The sequence below is a fragment of the Deltaproteobacteria bacterium genome (genome assembly GCA_020845895.1).
Taxonomy (GTDB): domain Bacteria; phylum Lernaellota; class Lernaellaia; order JACKCT01; family JACKCT01; genus JADLEX01.
Window position 1 is genome coordinate 1 of record JADLEX010000013.1, and the last position, 16,434, is coordinate 16,434.

Annotated in this window: 14 protein-coding genes; 6 read left to right on the forward strand and 8 right to left on the reverse strand. The window is 64.6% G+C overall.

Annotation, left to right across the window (positions count from 1 at the left end):
- Positions 1-280: 280 nt before the first annotated feature.
- Positions 281-484, reverse strand: a complete 204-nt coding sequence (locus tag IT350_01360) for a hypothetical protein (GenBank protein MCC6156668.1) — start codon at positions 482-484, stop codon at positions 281-283.
- A 118-nt stretch (positions 485-602) separates the two neighbouring features.
- Here IT350_01360 and IT350_01365 point away from each other — a divergent pair, with 118 nt between their 5' ends.
- Both IT350_01365 and IT350_01370 read left to right on the forward strand, forming a co-directional pair.
- On the forward strand, positions 603-1,523 hold the full coding sequence (locus IT350_01365) for a class I SAM-dependent methyltransferase (protein ID MCC6156669.1): 921 nt from the start codon (positions 603-605) through the stop codon (positions 1,521-1,523).
- A gap of 101 nt (positions 1,524-1,624) precedes the next feature.
- Positions 1,625-2,788 (forward strand): Fic family protein, encoded by a 1,164-nt coding sequence (locus IT350_01370; protein MCC6156670.1) that lies wholly within the window; start codon positions 1,625-1,627, stop codon positions 2,786-2,788.
- 16 nt (positions 2,789-2,804) lie between these two features.
- On the opposite strand, the gene IT350_01375 is transcribed toward IT350_01370, so the two are convergent.
- From IT350_01375 to IT350_01385, 3 genes are all read right to left on the reverse strand, one after another.
- Positions 2,805-4,481, reverse strand: a complete 1,677-nt coding sequence (locus IT350_01375; GenBank protein ID MCC6156671.1) for a hypothetical protein — start codon at positions 4,479-4,481, stop codon at positions 2,805-2,807.
- A 149-nt stretch (positions 4,482-4,630) separates the two neighbouring features.
- A complete protein-coding gene (locus IT350_01380) occupies positions 4,631-5,248 on the reverse strand; it encodes a DUF4276 family protein (GenBank protein ID MCC6156672.1) in 618 nt (205 codons plus the stop codon).
- Positions 5,245-6,498 carry an AAA family ATPase gene (locus IT350_01385; GenBank protein MCC6156673.1) on the reverse strand — a complete coding sequence of 418 codons (1,254 nt, stop codon included), beginning with the start codon at positions 6,496-6,498 and terminating at the stop codon, positions 5,245-5,247. Before IT350_01385 ends, IT350_01380 begins: the two co-directional genes overlap by 4 nt.
- Positions 6,499-6,773: 275 nt before the next feature.
- Between IT350_01385 and IT350_01390 the strand changes: the two genes are divergently transcribed.
- Both IT350_01390 and IT350_01395 read left to right on the forward strand, forming a co-directional pair.
- The gene (locus tag IT350_01390; GenBank protein MCC6156674.1) at positions 6,774-7,805 is read left to right on the forward strand and encodes a DUF2804 domain-containing protein; all 1,032 of its coding nucleotides are present in this window, start codon (positions 6,774-6,776) and stop codon (positions 7,803-7,805) included.
- Between the two features lie 33 nt (positions 7,806-7,838).
- Complete coding sequence (locus IT350_01395; GenBank protein MCC6156675.1) at positions 7,839-9,479, forward strand: hypothetical protein; 1,641 nt, start codon at positions 7,839-7,841, stop codon at positions 9,477-9,479.
- Positions 9,480-9,531: 52 nt separating this feature from the next.
- Here the strand turns inward: IT350_01395 and IT350_01400 are convergent, their stop codons facing one another.
- Positions 9,532-10,287, reverse strand: coding sequence for a hypothetical protein (locus tag IT350_01400; protein MCC6156676.1), 756 nt, complete (start codon positions 10,285-10,287; stop codon positions 9,532-9,534).
- Positions 10,288-10,435: 148 nt separating this feature from the next.
- On the opposite strand from IT350_01400, the gene IT350_01405 reads away from it, so the two are divergent.
- Positions 10,436-11,485 (forward strand): NAD-dependent epimerase/dehydratase family protein, encoded by a 1,050-nt coding sequence (locus IT350_01405; GenBank protein MCC6156677.1) that lies wholly within the window; start codon positions 10,436-10,438, stop codon positions 11,483-11,485.
- Positions 11,486-11,778: 293 nt separating this feature from the next.
- The gene (gene gdhA / locus IT350_01410; GenBank protein MCC6156678.1) at positions 11,779-13,122 is read left to right on the forward strand and encodes an NADP-specific glutamate dehydrogenase; all 1,344 of its coding nucleotides are present in this window, start codon (positions 11,779-11,781) and stop codon (positions 13,120-13,122) included.
- Between the two features lie 139 nt (positions 13,123-13,261).
- Here the strand turns inward: gdhA and IT350_01415 are convergent, their stop codons facing one another.
- The 3 genes from IT350_01415 to IT350_01425 form a co-directional block, all read right to left on the reverse strand.
- Positions 13,262-13,882, reverse strand: a complete 621-nt coding sequence (locus IT350_01415) for a TetR/AcrR family transcriptional regulator (protein ID MCC6156679.1) — start codon at positions 13,880-13,882, stop codon at positions 13,262-13,264.
- Positions 13,883-14,011: 129 nt separating this feature from the next.
- Positions 14,012-15,448: an NADPH-dependent glutamate synthase gene (gltA, locus tag IT350_01420; protein ID MCC6156680.1), complete on the reverse strand. Its 1,437-nt coding sequence runs from the start codon at positions 15,446-15,448 to the stop codon at positions 14,012-14,014.
- A 1-nt stretch (position 15,449) separates the two neighbouring features.
- Entirely contained in the window at positions 15,450-16,349 is a 900-nt protein-coding gene (locus IT350_01425) for a sulfide/dihydroorotate dehydrogenase-like FAD/NAD-binding protein (protein MCC6156681.1), read from the reverse strand.
- Positions 16,350-16,434: the final 85 nt, after the last annotated feature.

A 16,434-nucleotide genomic window follows, 5' to 3' on the forward strand; every position in this document is an offset into this window, starting at 1 on the left:
CCGGCAGGCGGCGTTCGCCCACGGGAGGTGTTCTTTGCCGAGACCGAGCAAGTTTACCGATGTGCGGAAGTACGAGATCGCGATGGAGCTGATTTCCGGCAAGTCCTCGCCTGGGGGAGGTTTGCCGAAAGTGGGAGATCAGCTCGACTTACGCCTGCACGTTGAAGAACCGGGCGTTGGAGGTGATGCGTCAGGGGATCAGCCGTCCGCCGGGAAAACCGTCTGTCGAACTGGAGTCTTTGCGTAAGCGCGTGGCGGACCTGGAGCAGCTCACCGGGGATCAGGCGCTGGTGATCCGTGCCTTTAAAGAATCGCCCCCGTCGTCGTCGGTCAGTGTGTCGGATTGGGCGTCGTCATCGGATGCGACCACGTCATCCTCTCCCCCTCCGGAATGGTCGGAGGAGGCCGAGTCGCCGGCGTCGCACCCTCCGGCAAAAAGAGCGCTAACCAGAATTGCGACGATGGCGAACCGAAATGCGGTCATGGGTACTCCACGCGGTGAGGAACGAGCGGAAAAATTGTCAGTCTTTCACGACCTGGATGGCAATCGAGGCGCGCCGATCTAAAGTGACAACCGTGATTTTGCCCGGAATGAGACAGGGATGAAACCCGGACGCGCCAGCCGGACTGCGCAGTTCGCGGCGGGGTTTCGCGCGCTCGAGACCGCGCGACGCCCGGCGCGCGATCGTCTCGTCGAAGATCCGTTCGCCGTGCACTTTCTGCCCGCGTCGATGCGTGCGCTCGTCCGCGTGTCGGCGTTGCCCGCGCTCGGCGGACTGGTGCGCGCGAACGTCGAGCGCAACTGGCCGGGCGCGATGACCTCGGGTGTCGCACGCACGCGCCTGATCGACGATTGGGTGCGCGACGCGGTACGCGACGGCATCGACCTGATCGTGATTCTGGGCACAGGGTTCGACAGCCGTGCGTACCGATTGCCCGAACTCGCGACCATGCGCGTTGTGGAGATCGACCACCCCGACACGCAGGCACTCAAGCGAGCGGGCATCGCGCGGCTTGTCGGCACGCCACCGGCAAATGTCGCGTACCTTGCCGCCGACCTGTCGAGCGCCGATCTTCGCGATGTGCTGCGTGCATCGAATCTGAATCTGTCGCGCCGGGCCTTCGTGATCTGGGAAGGCGTCACGCACTACCTGCCCGCAATGTCCGTGGAGCGCACGCTGCGCGAGATCGCGACGACCTGCGCTCCGGGCAGCCGACTCGTCTTCACGTACATTCATCGGGGGCTGATCGACGGGACGATCGCGTTCGATGGCGCGAATCTTTCCCGCGACCGCGTGTCCGGCGAGGGCGAACCGTGGATCTTCGGCTTCGACCCCGCGTCGCTCGCGACCGACCTCGCCGCGTACGGCCTGACGCTCTGCGAAGACCACGGCGCGGACAACTACCGCGCGCGCTATTGGGGCGAGGCGGGTCGGCGGATGAGGGGATTTTCGTTTTACCGCGCGGCGTTGGCGGAGGTGCCGCGCGAACGCCTGACGAGCCCGCCCGGCAGGCCTGCCTGACTGGACATTTGTGGGGACATTTTCGCGGACACCGATTAATGGTATTCGCCTTTAACTAATTGATATATAAGAGTTCTGAGTAGACACTTGAGAGGACTTCGATGCGGGAATACGAACGGACACACCCTTGGCTGAAGTTCGCCGTCTCCCTCGCCGAGGCGCCACCGGCTTTTTGGTTCGCGCTCGGAGAATGCCAGTCGAAGTGCGAGCACATCGCTGGTGTTCCGCTCCGGCCTGCCACGCGTCGGCGGCTACACCAGATCTATCTTGCCAAAGGCAGTCTGGCATCCGCGGCCATCGAAGGGAACACGCTCACCGAGGAGGAGGTCCTGGGCAGCCTCGAAGGCCGTTCGCCGCAGAACGTGCCGACCTACATGGAGCGCGAGGTCCGCAATATCATTGACGCGGCGAACGAGATGATCCGTCGGCTTGAGACGCGCGAGAAACTCGACGTGACGCCGCAACGAATCTGCGAACTCAATCGGTTGGTGCTGAGCGAGCTCGACCCGGGCGAAGGGATTCGAGGCGGCGAACTCCGCACGTGGCCGGTTCATATCGGTGGAGTCTATCGGGGCGCACCACATGCCGACTGCGAGTTTCTCGTGCGGAGAATGTGCGAGTTTTTGAATGACGAGCGGACCTTCGATCCCACCCCGGGCATGGAGATTGCCTTTGCGATCCTCAAGGCCGTCATTTCCCACGTGTACCTGGTTTGGATTCACCCCTTCGGTGACGGAAACGGGCGCACGGCTCGACTGCTGGAACTGCAAATTCTTGTCGGTTCCGGCGTGCCCGCCCCGGCCGCGCATCTGCTGAGCAATCACTACAACCAGACGCGGCCCGAGTACTACCGCCAACTCGATCGCGCGAGCAAAAACGGCGGCGACCTCATGCCCTTCATCGAGTACTCGGTCGAAGGAATGCGTCGCGGGTTGCGCGCGCAGCTCGCCGAAATCCGAGAGCAGCAATGGGATGTCGCGTGGCGGAGCTTCGTGCACGAGGAGTTTCGTGACAGGAACAGCAAGAGCGACGCTCGCAGACGCCGACTCGTACTTGATCTGTCTGGTCAGGATCGCGTCGTCCCGACGAGCGAAGTTCCGCTCATTTCCGCCCGAGTTGCGGCGGAGTACGCGAAGACAAGCGGAAAGACACTGTCCCGCGATCTCAACGCGCTGGAGAAAATGGGATTGATCGAAAAGACGCGTCTGGGCGTGCGCGCGCGTAAGGAAACGATCCTCGCGTTTCTGCCGTTCCGCGCGCCGTAATCGGTCGCGGCGCGCGTTACTCCTCGATCGGCGTCCGGAAACGCACGCGAAACTCGTCGAATGCGCGCCGCTCCAGTTCCTCGCGGAAATCGGGGTGGGCGACGCTGATGATCGCGCGGATGAAATCGGCCTGCGACAGCGCGTTGATCCGCACCACGCCCTGCTCGGTGGCGAGGAAGAACCGCGCGCCCTCGCGCGTGCCCATCAGGTCGGGCCCGGTCAGGCTCACCGGCGTGCCCTCGGGCAGGAACGGAAACACCGACGAATAGCGCTTGCCGTCGAGGCCGGTGTGCGTGGACTTCATGCACAGGTACGCGACGCCTCCGCGCCCGAGGCCGCGGTTGATCGCCGCCGCGCCGCCGATGCCCGAGTAGTGGTTATGCCCGCGCCCGCCGCTGTTGACGTGCCCCTGAAAGTCGATGCCCAGGATATTGTTGATGCCCATGCCGCGATAGAAGCCCTCGGGGATCACCACGCGCGACGCCGGCGCGAGGATGAGGTCGGGGTTCTTGTGCATCTTTTCGTAAAAATCGGTGCCCGCCTCGCCCAGCGTGAACGTGCAGACGATCTTTCCCGGCAGATCCGTGCGCGTTCCGTTTCGCTCGATGAAGTGCGAGCCGTCCAGCTTGCCGGCTTCGTAGAGCCGCAGCGTGAAAGGTTCGAGCATTTCGGTGTACACACGCCCACGCCAGCTCGAATCGATGAGCCCTTTGATTGCCAGCACACCCGTGCCGCCGATGCCGACCTGCAGCGCGCGCCCGGCGGTGAAGTCGAGGTTCGCCTCGATGTGATCGACGACCAGCTTCGCGATGGCGACTTCGGTCTCGGCCGGGTGATCGAACGCGCCGGCGGGCAGCGCGGGAATCGCGGCCTCGTCCTCGACGACAAAGAGCCGTCCCTGCTTCGCCGCGTCCTGAAACGCGTCGATCGGCAGCGTGTTCGGCGCGTCGCCGTAGCCGAACGTGAACGGATACCGGTCGTTGACGTAGAGCAGAATCTTCGTCGCCTCGTCGACGAGGCCCGCCGCGAGCGCGTCCGCCGTCGCGCCGTTCGCCACGCCGTGGCTCATGACGCCGGTCTCGTCGGGCGGCGTCATGACGAGCACGACCAGATTCACCTTCATCCGGCCGTCCGGCTCGCGCATCACCGAGTCCACCGCGTCGGGAAAATGCACCGACTGCATGTCCACGATGCCCATGCGCGAGGGATTGCGTCCCACGAAATCGGGCGCCATCACGTTCGTGATCGCATTCGACGGAATCATCATGTTCGACGCCTGGCCGAGAAACGCCGACACGAAAACGACGCGCCGCTCGCGCAACTCCTGAAAGTGCTCGATCAGGCGGCTGAGCCCATCCACCTTTTTGGTCGCGGCGTTGGCGAGGCGCGCGAGGTTGCCGAAGATGGACGTCGACGAAAAGCCATTTTCGACCAGCCCATCGAGCAATCCCTCGGCCTTGAGTGCATCGCCGACACACAGCCGGTGCGCCGCCATGAACAGGCCCTGCCGAATCGAAATGTCGGTCAGATCTTCCGCCTGGATGTGGTCCCAAAGGGTGGAATAAAACGTGTGCGGCTCGGACGTGGCGAATCCCGACGCGATGCGCGTGCCGCTCGTGACGCACGCGTCCAGCGCCTGCTGGTTGGAGACGAGCCGGCGTTCGAACCATTTGGGGTAGTGGGCATGAAGCATGGGATTTCCCGCGAGGTGAGGACTTTTCGGGGCGCGTCGCGCCGGGGCCATTCAATCCAAGCCGCGCCGAATGTCAATGCGATGTCGGGAGCGCGTTTGCAGGGTTCCACAGCCGCCGTAAGGGGTGGCTTCATTCGCCGTTCCGTCGTTTACGGCGCGGCCATCTCCAACAGCGCCTGACGTAAGACCTGAAAACTCCGTGACCGATTTCGCTCCGGGACCATGTTTTCGGCGATGTCTCTCGCGGCCTCGATCTTTCGTAACCCGCTCTCGTGATATCCCACCTTCTGAAGGACGGACTCGAACGCTTCCCACGTTCCCCCGGTCACCGCGTCGGGATCGCGGTATTTCGCCGCGGCGGGAATCGACTTCGGGACTCGAGGGAAAGCCGCGCGCACGGCTTCCCAGTCTCCGAAGTACCATGCCTCAAGTTCCTCGATCGCCAGCCGATTGACAACGGTGTATCGCCCCTTTCGAGGATTCGATCGCGTCGGGAGCTTCGCGTCCGAAGCCATTTTCTCCAGTCGCGTCTTCAGGTCGCGGCAGTCACCGCTATCGCGGTCAACGAGCACGACGATGCGCCACGTATTGGGAATCCATTTGGCATAGCCGCGCAGTCGGTTGGGCAGACGGGCGAGGAGATCCGCCTTGCCCGAGAATGGATGAACATCGAACGACCGGTTGCCGATGACCTTCGGAAGAAGCAGTCGCAGCGCCGCTTCCATTGACAGTTCCTCGACGAGAAACTCGATGTGTTCAACACTCATCTCGCTTTCCGAGATACGGCGGGGGCGCCGGCGCGGACGAGGGGATCGCCTACTCCGAATTGCCCTTCCAGCCAGAGCTGCCCCAATGACGCGCCCTCCGAAACGAACTCCGGAACGCCGGGGATATCCGATGCCCGCAATGCCTGCGTGTATCCCTTTTCGTCTCGATAAAGGACCCGCACCTCGTTCGGTCGAAGACCGTTCAGAAAAAACGGCGAGTGTGTCGTGGCGAGCAGTTGAGAACCTGCCGAGGCGGCGCGGCATTCTTCGGCGAGCTCGGGGAGAAGTCGCGGATGCAGAAAGTTTTCGGGCTCCTCGATGCCGATGAATTGCGGCGGATCGGGGTCGTGAAGAACCGTCAAATAAGCGAGCAGTTTCAGCGTCCCGTCGGACGCGAAACGGGACAGCACCGGCCGCTTGAAGGGCGCGTCCTTGATTTGAAGCAGGAGACGGCCGTCGGGCATCGACTCTGCCAGCACTTTTTCCAGACGTGGAACACGCCGGCTCAGCGTGGCGAAAATCTCTTTCAGATGCTTCGGGTGTTGCTCCGCGAGGTACTGGACGACGTTGGCGAGATTGTCTCCCGTCTTGCTGAGTCTCTCCTGCGGACCGGCTTCGGGTTGGCCGCGTGTGTCGTCGATCGACAGATACGAGACGTACCAATCCGTGATGAACTCACGCAGAGCGGCGACGCGCGGGTGCTCGGCAAGCTGCCCGAGCGTGCTGACGGCGATCATGTCACGAGATCGCAGCGGAACTTTGATGCGTTGGTCATCTTCGTCCGGCAGCTTTGCGCTGACCACTTCACCGCGACCATCCTTGTAGTCGAGAAAGCGAAAGGGCTTGCCGTATTTCCCGCGCTTCCACTGGAGCCACTCTTCGACGACGCGGGGACCCTTCGAATCTTCGTCGATCGCGAGGTGGTACGTGATAATGGGTTGGCCATGGCGCTCCCGATACTGGAGTTCGATGACCACAGGCCCATTCTGCCCGCGGGTACGAAGCTCCCGGGCCCGCCCGCGACGATCCCACGCGTGCCTGAGGCCGTACTGGAAGCATTCGGACAGGAAATTGAACACGTCGAAAATCGTCGACTTGCCGCTCCCGTTGGGCCCGAGGAGCACCGTCATCGGCGTGATTTCGCGGAGCTCGACACTTCGGAGCGCCCGGTAATTCCTGACGCTGAAGGATTCGATGCGGGCAGGATTCGGCGTTCTGGCCGCGGATTTCGCCTTGGGTTTCCTCTCCATGAACTCGCTCCTTCCGATCCGGAATCTCGCGCGCGGGCCCGAGCTTCCTGGATATCGATCGAACTTTGGTCCGGGTTATTGCGCAGCCGGGCCGAGAAACCCTGACGTATTGTTCACGAGGTTCGAATCGGGAACACGAGAAATCTACGGCGACGGACCACCACGCACAAGCCCCGAACCCAGCCTCGCCGCGATCACGTCGTCTTTTCGCTGGCCCGCGGGGAGTATTCGCGATATATCGAACCGGTGAGAGGGCACGCAGGGGGAAACGCATCATGACGCAGCACGAAATCACCGCGCCCGGCCCGCTGCTGGGTCCGGACGGTCGCCTGCGCGAGGCGGGATACGCGCGGCGGGCACTGCTCGATTACAACCCGGACCATCTGCGCGTGCTGCCGGGCCGAGCGCTGACGCGGCTGCGTCTGAAGGAGTGGGACTATTACGGCGTCACGACCGACGATTTCTTTTTTTCGGCGGCGGTGTCGCACGCCGGCTACGCGGGTGTGATCTTCGCGTACCTGATCGACTTTCGCGAGGGTGTGCAATACGAGGACACGCTGGTGACGCCGCTGGGCGCGGGGTGCGCGCTTCCGCGAACGGCGCGCGCGGGCGATGTGGTGTTTTCGCGCGGCGGCGTGAAGATGGAATTCGCCCGCGAACCGAATCGCCGCACCCTGCGCGTCGGGTGGCCGTCGTTCGCCAAGGGGCGTGGCCTCGCCGCCGAGTGGTCGATCGATTGCGCCGACGACGACGATTCCATCGTGATGGCGACGCCGATCGCGCCGCGGCACTTCTATTACAACGAGAAGATCCCCGCGATGCCAGCGCGCGGTTACGCGGTGCTCGGCGGGCGGCGCTACGCGTCGGACGCCGGCCTCGCCACGCTCGATTGGGGCCGGGGCGCGTGGCCGTATCGCACCTATTGGAACTGGGCGAGTGCGTCGGGGCGGCTCGGCGACGGACGGCGGTTCGGCCTCAACCTCGGGGAGGGATTCGGCGATCTCTCGAAGGCGACCGAGAACTGCTTCTTTCTCGACGGGCGCATGACGAAGCTCGCATCCGTGCCCTTCGACTACACATCAGGCGATTTCATGAAGCCGTGGCGATTTCGCGACGACGCCGGACGGTTCGAACTCACGATGACGCCGATCTTCGACCGCGTGACGATCACGAACCTCGTGATACTCTCCTCCGGCGTGCATCAGGTCTTTGGGCGATACGAGGGGTTCGTCGTCACGGACGCCGGCGAGCGCGTCGCGATCCGAGACGTGATCGGCTGGGCCGAGGAGCACCACGCCCGATGGTGACCCGATGCGCGATCGTGATGGGCGCGTGAGGGCGTGACTCGCCGCGGCGCAACGGACGATTCGCGTCCGAACACCGTCTCGCGCCGTTTTCTCCTCGCGGCGGCGCTCGCTGTGGTGGTCTTCGCGGCAATCATGCCGAATGCCCTGTACTTCGCGTTCGACGCGCGGGCGCTGACCGGCCACGACGCGTACTATCTCCAGGGTTTCACGGCCGTGCGCGACATGCCGTGGACGCAGGCCGTCCCACACCTGCTGCAAAGCGACATCCGGTTTCCGTTTCCCTCGCTTGTCCTCAAGGTCGTCGCCGCCGTCGTTCCCGTTTCGCCCGGTCTCCTGCACGCGATGTGCGTCGTCTCCATCGCGGTGTTTGCCATTTCCGCGTTTCTCCTGGCGGCACGTCTGGGAGGTCCGGTCGCCGCGCTCGCGACGGGTCTCTTCGCCTCCGGCGCGCCCGCCGTCGTCGCGTACGGCCGTCAAGTTTTTCTCCAGTTTCACATGCACGCGTTGGTTCTTCCCGCGTTCGTGCTCGCTCTCGGCGACGGCCCGCGCGAACCCGCACCCTGGCGTCGCACGGTCGCGGGATTGCTGGTCGCGGCGGCCATCGCGACGCATCCGTTCGCCGTCGCCACCGGATTCCCCTTGCTCGTCCTGCTCGCGCTTCATGCATTTCGATCGAAGGGAATCCCGGGGTCGCGGCGCTGGGACATTGCCGCCCTCGCGTTCCCGGCGGTCTCCGCCGCGTTCATGGCCGGGACGCTGTCGTCGCGCGGGAGTTCTCCTTTTCCCGCGACACCGCCGGCCGGGAGTGCCCACCCCGGACTCGCCGTGTCGGTTCTGCTGGACGCCGCCGTCAGCCTTGGTCCGGTCGTCGGCGTCGCCATGGCGGCGGCGGCGCTCGCATTGGCGATTCACGCGATCGCGCGGCGACGACGATTGTCTCGATTCGCCGCGTTTGCGACGGCGTGGTGGTTCGGCCTGATCGTTTGGACGGTGTCGAAGGGTCTCGGCGAGCCGACGAATACGCTCGCATATGTCTTGCTCGTGGCCGTCGTTTTCGCGAGCGCGGAGAACAGACTTCGAACGTTTCGCCGACGTCCGATCGCGTTCGCCGCGGCGGTCGCGTTGGTCGGGATCGTCACAGGCGATGCCGCCGTCCGCGCGCGGACCTTCCTCGAAATTCATCCCGTCGTCGCCGCGAAGCCGACGGCCGACGGAATCGCGCGCGACCTCATCGTGCCGCACCGGCTGAAGATCCGCGTCGAGCCGGACCTGGAGGAATGGGCCGCGAAGACGCTGGGGGGCCTCGGAAACGACCTGCGTTTCCGGGTCGCGGGTTTACCAGGCGCGAACTCCGTCCGCGAAGATCGCGACCGCGCGATGCTGAAGATCGCGGATTTCGCCGAGCTGTTCATTGGGACTCCGCCACGGGCGGTGAACTCGGGCGAAGCCGCGGACGCGGACGTGATCGTGCACTATTCCAACGCGCCCGGACGCGGGATCTACATGAAGTCGCTCGGCCGTGAGCTTGCCAAGCTGCGGCGCGACGCAAATACGGCCGACCTGAAGTGGCGCGTGTGCTCGACGCCCTACGAGCCCGGCGACGTCTTCCTGCCTCTTGCGGACGAACGCGGGTTGTCCGCCGTCATCGTTCGAACACGAAATGATCCAAAGTGAACGCCCGCCGTTTCCGGCGGGCGATCTCGTCGTGAATTCGGGTTAAGGACGATCAGTAGCTGATGAGCAGCGCCTCTTCGTCCACGGCGAGGCCGATGCCGCGCACGTACACCTTTTCGTCCGCGCCGCAGCCTTCCAGCGGGTTGAAGTCCATCACCGTCATCGTGTCGTCGAAGTCGCCCGCCGGCGTGCTGATCGCCTCGCCGAAGCCGTCGACCGCGCCCATGTCCTCCGCGGTGCCGAGAGCGTACTCCTGATAGTACGCATCGCCGACCTGCGGGTTCGCGGGCATGATGATCCCCGGCGACGCGCCGTCTTCGCCCGCGCGCCATTCGTCTTCCGCGGGCTGAGGCTCGCCGTCCTCGTAGTCGGTGACGCTCTCGCCGAAGTAGCACACCGTGCCGTCGGGCGCCTGTGCGAAAAAGTTCCGCGAGATCTCGACGAGTTCGCCGTCCTCGTACTCCGTTTCGGTCATCACGCGCGTCGTCACGCCCGCGACCTCTTCCGTCTCATCGAGCACATCGATCTCGACGCGGATCGCCGTGCCGTCCTCGTCGCCTTCCAAAACGAGCGATGCGCCGACCTCGAGCGGGAACCACTCGTTGTCGATCGTCAGCGAAAATGGGCCGGCCCCCGGGTCGCACACGGCGATGTCGACCGTCGGCTCGGGGCACTCACCGTCGTCATCGTCATCGTCATCGTCGTCGTCGTCACCCGCGCTGTCGTCATCGTCATCGCCACCGCAACCGGACACCATCGCCGCAATCGCGATGGCGACGAGAGCCATCCACATGTGTGAGTGTTCCATGGCCGCACCTCCTGTGAGATCTGCCCGCACGTTATGGGAGAGGGTCCATCGTGCGCCTTGTTCGGTCTGAAATCCATGATCGTCCTTACGCCCTTGATTTCGCCGCCGCGCCGGTGAAAGATCCCGCTTCCAGCCCCTCGGGGAGTTCATGTCGCGCGCGCTCATCACCGGATCGTCGGGCCTGATCGGCTCCGAAGCCGTCTGTTATTTCGACGCACTCGGCTGGGAAACCGTCGGCGTCGATAACAACATGCGCATGGACTTTTTCGGCCCCGGCGGAGACACCCGGCCACGGCGCGAAGAACTGGTGCGCATCGCGCGCGGCTTCGCCCACCGCGATCTCGACATCCGCGACCGCGACGCCGTGTCACGCCTCATCGCCGACCTGCGTCCCGATCTCATCGTCCACTGCGCGGCGCAGCCCTCGCACGATCTGGCCAAGAACCGGCCCTTCGACGACTTCGATGTCAACGCCGTCGGCACGCTCAACCTGCTCGAAGCCGCCCGTCGGCACGCGCCGGACGCGGTGTTTTGCCACATGAGCACCAACAAGGTGTACGGCGACGCGCCCAACGCGCTTGCTCTCGTCGAACTCGAAACGCGGTTCGATTTTGCGGACCAGCGCTACCGCGACGGCATCGCCGAAGACTTTTCCATCGACCATTCCACGCACAGCCTTTTCGGCGCGTCCAAAGTTGCGGCCGACGTCATGGTGCAGGAGTACGGGCGCTATTTCGGCATGAAGACCGCGTGTTTTCGCGGCGGATGTCTGACCGGCCCGGCGCACGCCGGGGTCGAGCTGCACGGCTTTCTCGCCTATCTCGCCAAGGTCGCCGTCACGGGCGGGACCTACCGGATCTTCGGCTACAAGGGCAAGCAGGTGCGCGACAACATCCACAGCCTCGACGTCTGCCGCGCGTTCCACTCCTTCTATGAAAACCCGCGCCCGGGCGAGGTCTACAATCTCGGCGGCGGGCGCGAAAACTCGGTTTCGGTGATCGAGGCGATCGCGCGCTTCGAGGCGCTGACGGGTCGGAAAATCGACACGGTGTACATCGACGAAAACCGCGTCGGCGACCACATCTGCTACATCTCCGACCTCACGCGCCTGCGCACGCACTTTCCCGGTTGGGACATCACGGTCGGTCTCGACGAAATCTTCCGCCAATTGGTCGAGGGGGCGCGGGCGAAAGCCTGAAACCGCCGCGCGGCGCCCGTTACACGACGGGATCGAACGGTCGGGCTCGCCGTTCGTGTTAAAACGACATGGACATGCATTTTTCTGTTGATTTTCGACCCGAAATGGCGCAAGAAAAGGCCGTCCGAGCCCGCGCGGGACGGCCTTTCGGGGCGGCGCACCGGCGGTTCACGGTCTTTTTCTGGTCTTCGATCCTTCCGATTTTCTTCCGGGGTTCGTCAGCCATTGCGTCGGTCCGCATTTGGGCAAGACCGGCGTGAAAATCTTCAACCAACGAGTGTGGGGGTGGGCAGATGCCGCAGACGGTCGATACCTTCATGGAGCAGGTGATCGCCAGGAATCCGGGCGAGAAGGAATTTCATCAAGCCGTGCGGGAGGTGGTCGAGTCGATCTGGCCGGTGATCGAGCGCAATCCGCGCTACCGGGCCGGCAAGATTCTGGAACGCATCGTCGAGCCGGAGCGCGTCGTCATGTTCCGCGTGCCGTGGATGGACGACCAGGGCGAGATCCGCGTCAACCGGGGATTCCGCATCGAGATGTCGAGCGCCATCGGCCCGTACAAGGGCGGGCTGCGTTTCCACCCGAGCGTCAACCTCGGCATCCTGAAGTTCCTCGCCTTCGAGCAGGTCTTTAAGAACAGCTTGACGACGCTGCCGATGGGCGGTGGCAAGGGCGGCTCCGATTTCGATCCCAAGGGCAAGAGCGACAACGAGGTCATGCGCTTCTGCCAGTCGTTCATGATGGAACTGTTCCGTCATATCGGTCCTGACACCGACGTGCCCGCGGGCGACATCGGCGTGGGCGGTCGCGAAATCGGCTTCCTCTACGGCATGTACAAAAAGCTGCGCAACGAATTCACCGGCGTGCTCACGGGCAAGGGACGCAACTGGGGCGGCTCGCTGATCCGGCCCGAGGCGACCGGCTACGGCACGGTGTATTTTGCGCAGGAGATGCTCGCGACGCGCGGCCAGGACTTCAAGGGCAAGCGCGTGCTTGTGTCTGGTTCGGGCAACGTGGCGCAGTACGCGTGCGAGAAGGTCAACGAGCTGGGCGGCAAAGTGCTCACGCTCTCCGACTCCAACGGTTCGATCGTGGACGAGGACGGAATCGACAACGACAAGCTCGCGTTCGTCATGCACCTCAAGAACGATCTGCGCGGGCGCATCAAGGATTACGTGAAGCAGTATCCCAAGGCGAAGTTCCTCGACGGCCAGCGGCCTTGGGGCGTGCCGTGCGACATCGCGCTACCCTGTGCCACCGAGAACGAAGTGAATGGCGACGAAGCGAAAACGCTGCTCGCCAACGGGTGCGTGTGCGTGGCCGAGGGCGCGAACATGCCGTCCGATCCCGACGCGATTGAGCATTACCTCGACGCGAAGATCCTGTACGGTCTCGGCAAGGCGGCGAACGCCGGCGGCGTGGCCGTGTCGGGCCTCGAAATGTCGCAAAACTCCATGCGTTTGGGCTGGGGTCGCGCCGAGGTGGACAGCCGCCTGCACGAGATCATGCGCAACATCCACGCGGCGTGCGTGAAGTACGGCAAGGACGACGACGGGTACGTGAACTACGTCAAGGGCGCGAACATCGCCGGCTTCATCAAGGTCGCCGATTCCATGCTCGATCAGGGCCTCGTGTAATCGTTGAACGATCAGGGTCTCGTCTGATTCCCGAATCCCCGCGAAAACACCGAAGGCCGGGCAAACCGCCCGGCCTGAAAACACCGAAGGCCGGGCAAACCGCCCGGCCTTTTTCGTTTAGTGCGTCGATTCGTTCGCGCTACGCGTTGGCTGCCGATCGGTGAACCACCGCGGGCTCGCCCAGCAGCAGGTTCAGGTAGCGGCGGAAGTGGTCGATGTTGTTCGCGAGGATCATCGGGTCGCCGAACGCCTTGAACTGAATCAACGAGCCCTCGACGAGGCCGACGAATTCGCGCGCGAGTTCGTCGGCGGGCATCGCCGCGCGCGGCGGGTAGGCATGGGTCACGTCGCGGATCATCGCAGCCACCATGTCGGTCCAACCGCCGAGCGCGCCGGCGCAGATGTCGCGAAACGGCTTGTGGTGGTACGAGCGCTCCAGCGTGAACATCGCCACGAGGCAGCCCCGGGCGATCTTCGGGTCCGTCGCCATGCCCTTGGCGTGTTCCAGATAGCCCCAGAGCTTCGCGAGCGGATCGGTCTCGGCCATGAATGGCGCCGCCGCGATGCTCTCGGCGAATTCGCGCGCGAAGACATCGAGCGCCGCCACCGCCACCGCTTCCTTGCTCTCGAAATGATGGAAAAAGGCGCCCTTGGTGACCCCGGTCGCCTGACAGATCATGTCCACCGATGTCGCCGCGTAGCCGTGCGTCTGCATCAAGCTCGTCGTCGACGCGAGAATCCGTTCGCGTGTCCCGATCATTCTCCTCACCTCATCCTTCCGCTGCCGCAAAACATCCGCAATTCAAGGCGTAAAGGCTAGCACAATCGAATACGTGCGCCAATGCCAATTGTCAGGTCGGGGCAGCGCACTTCAGGTGAAGCGAGACGCTCACGCCGTCGCGGCCGGCTCGTCCTCCACGGGATCGGGGATGCCGCGCAGGTCGCGGTCAATCGCCCGGGCGGCGCTCTTGCCCGCGCCCATCGCGAGAATCACCGTCGCCGCGCCGAGCACGATGTCGCCGCCCGCGTAGACGCCCTTCTTTGATGTGCGCCCGAACTTGTCCGCGCGGATGGTGCCGCGTTTCGTGGTCGCGATGTCGGCGGTCGTCTGCGCGATCAGCGGATTTGGGCCGTTACCGATCGCCACGACGATGACATCTGCGGGCAGGAAGAATTCCGAGCCCTCGATGACGACGGGTCGCCGTCGGCCCGAGTCGTCGGGCTCGCCGAGCTGCATGCGCACACACGTCATGCCGCGCGCCCAGCCGTTTTCATCCGACTCGAAGCGCGTCGGTGCGCACAGATACTCGAAACGCACCCCCTCCTGCTCGGCGTGGTGGATCTCCTCGTTGCGCGCGGGCATCTCCTCGCGGGAGCGGCGATACACCAGACTCACCTCGCGCGACCCGAGGCGCAGCGCGGTGCGCGCCGCGTCCATCGCCACGTTGCCGCCGCCGATGACGGCCACGCGGTCGCCGCGCAGCACGGGCGTGTCGGCGTTCGGGAAATCGTAGGCGCGCATGAGGTTACTGCGCGTGAGGTATTCATTGGCCGAATAGATGCCGATGGCGTTTTCGCCGGGCAACCCCATGAAATACGGCAGCCCCGCGCCGGTGCCGACGAAGACCGCCGAGTATCCTTGCTCCAGCAGTTCGTCCACGGTGTCGAGCTTGCCGATCACGTGGTTGTAGCGGAACTCCACGCCCATCGACGCGACGTAATCGACCTCGGCCTGTACGATCGACTTGGGCAGGCGGAACTCGGGGATGCCGTAGATGAGCACGCCGCCCGCCTTGTGGAACGCCTCGAAGATCGTCACGTCGTAGCCCATGCGCGCGAGATCGGCCGCGCACGTCAGCCCCGCCGGACCCGAGCCGACGATGGCGATGCGGTGGCCGTTTCGTGCGGCGGGCGCCGATTTCGCGTCGCCGTTCGATCCGTTTTGCCCGCGCTCCCAGTCGGCGAGGAAGCGCTCGAGGTTGCCGATCGCCACCGGGCGCTTTTTCTTGCCCAGCAGGCACTGCTCCTCGCACTGCGTCTCCTGCGGGCACACGCGTCCGCAGATGGCGGGCAGGCCGTTGGTGTTCTTGATGATGCCGATCGCGTCCGCGAACTTGCCCGCCTCGACCGCGAGCAGAAACGAGCGGATGTCCACCTCGACGGGGCAGCCGTCCATGCAGGTCGGCGTCTTGCATTGCAAACAGCGGCTCGCCTCGGCCATCGCCTGCTCGGCGTCATAGCCGAAGGGCACTTCCTGAAAATTTCCGACTCGGACGGCCGCGTCCTGCTCGGCCATGGAATGTCGATCGATCTTGACGCGCGGCATCTCAGCGTCCCCCCAGCCCAATGCGGCAGTCGTGTGCCTCGAGCGCGCGGCGCTCGTATTCGCGATATGACGCGAGACGCTTTTGCAGCTCGTCGAAATCGACGCCCCAGCCGTCGAACTCCGGGCCGTCCACGCAGCAGAACTTCGTCTCGGCGTTTACCGTCACGCGGCAACCGCCGCACATGCCCGTGCCGTCCACCATCACCGGGTTCAGACTTACAGTCGCGGCGATGCCGTGCTTTTTCGCCACGGCCACGGTCGCTTTCATCATCGGCACCGGGCCGATGGCGAAGACGTGTCCGTAGCGCTCGCCCGCCGCGATGCGTTCGTCGAGCAGCCCGCTCACGAATCCGTGGTAACCGAGGCTTCCGTCGTCGGTGCAAAACAGCACGCGGTCGCTCGCTTGCGCCATTTCGCCGCCGAGGATCAGCAGGTCCTTGGTGCGCGCGCCGATGATGGTGTCCACCTCGTTGCCCGCCGCGCGCAGCGCCTGCGCGATCGGATACATCGGCGCGGTGCCGATACCACCGCACACGCACGCCACGCGCCCCCACGGCTCGATGTGCGTGGGCAGGCCGAGCGGCCCGGCGACATCGAGCAGCCGGTCGCCCGCGCGAAGCTGCGCGAGCTTCGAGGTGGTCAGACCGACGACCTGCCAAACAATCGTCAGCGTGCCCTCGTTCGGGTCGGCGTCGGCGATGGTGAGCGGAATGCGTTCGCCGTCCGCATCGACGCGCAGCAGGATGAACTGCCCGGCCCGCCGCTTGCGGGCGATGGCCGGCGCGACGAAGCGCATGCGGTGAATCAGGCCGGGGACGAGGGCCTCGGTTTCGATGATCGTGCCGGCGGGGCCTGGACCGGGGGTTGCGCCGGGAAGATCGGCGCGAGACGCGGTGACCATGGAAACATCCCATCGGGGTTCGGCCCAAAACGGCCGAAAAAAGTTGGCGGCATTTTGGCCGCGAAGCCCCGAAAGGTCAACGAAA